Source organism: Parafrigoribacterium humi, assembly GCF_040227205.1.
GTDB lineage: Bacteria > Actinomycetota > Actinomycetes > Actinomycetales > Microbacteriaceae > Parafrigoribacterium_A > Parafrigoribacterium_A humi.
In genome coordinates this window covers 1-1,087 of sequence record NZ_JBELOA010000015.1, presented here as the reverse complement: position 1 = coordinate 1,087, position 1,087 = coordinate 1, and the positions used below count along the sequence as shown (strand labels likewise).

The following is a 1,087-nucleotide window of genomic DNA, read 5'->3' as shown; positions in this document are numbered from 1 at the left end:
TGTAGTTCCCTGTGACGTTGTGAACGCGTTGGGCTGGGGTTTGGCCGCCGAGTCCGGTGTGGGGTCTGTGGTGATTGTAGCGATGGAGCCATCCTGGATAGGTGGCGGCTCGGGCTTCGTCGCTGAGGTAGGTCGCCGCGTAGGCCCATTCCTCGGCGAGGGTCCGATTGAAGCGCTCGACTTTCCCGTTGGTCTGGGGTCGGTAGGGCCTTGTCCAAACGTGTTTGATATCTCCTAGGGCCGCGGCGAATGCCCGTGATCGGTAGCAGGAACCGTTGTCGGTCATCACCGTGGTGACGGTGATCCCTGCGGCGGCGAAGAACGCGTTGGCGCGCAGCCAGAAACCGGCGGCGGTCTCCTTCTTCTCATCGCGGAGGATCTCGGAGTAAGCGAGGCGGGAGTGGTCATCGACGGCGTGATGCAGGAAGGAGTAGCCGCGAGACGGGGACGCTCCGCGGCGGGCGGCACGATCGCGTGCGGCATCGACCCGCCGGTCCTGCGCCGAGCCTCGACCGTGGACGCGCCATCCGCCACCATCGGGGATGCGGCCTTGCTTTTTGATATCGACGTGCACCAGCTCGCCCGCCACCGCCTTCTCGTAACGGACCGGTCTGGGCTTGCGCACGGGCAGGCCAGTGGCCTGGTCGAGATAGACCAGCTTCGGCATCCGATAGCGTGCCAACACTCGCTCGACCGTGGACCGGTTCAGATGCAGGTGGTAGCCGATCCGGTGCGGTCCCCACCGGCGGGTGAACCGCAGCGCAACAATCCGGTGCTCGAGCCGTCGCGGCAGCTGCTTGGGACAGTGATGCGGCCGTGACGACAGATCCGTCATCGGCAGGCCAGCACGATAACGGATCGCCCATTTCGCCGCGGTCGCCGGCGAGCATTGGAAGCGCTCTGCGGCCCGGCGGACAGACCAGCCACCTTCCACGATCAGACGAGCAAGACGAAGACGCCCCTCCGGGGCGAATGGCGCGTTAACGTGAGTCACGAAGACCTCCGGTTTCAGATGTGAGCTTGGTAACCCACATCGTGCCGGAGGTCTTCGCTAACTCAAACGTTCACAACGTCCCTGGGAACTACA

At 64.6% G+C, this 1,087-nt stretch carries 1 protein-coding gene; it reads right to left on the bottom strand.

Features of this window, described 5'->3' with window-relative positions; translation table 11 throughout:
- Positions 1-994 (bottom strand): IS481 family transposase (locus tag ABUA28_RS14065; protein ID WP_349904933.1); only part of this gene is annotated, 994 nt, incomplete at its 3' end.
- Between the last annotated feature and the right edge of the window lie 93 nt (positions 995-1,087).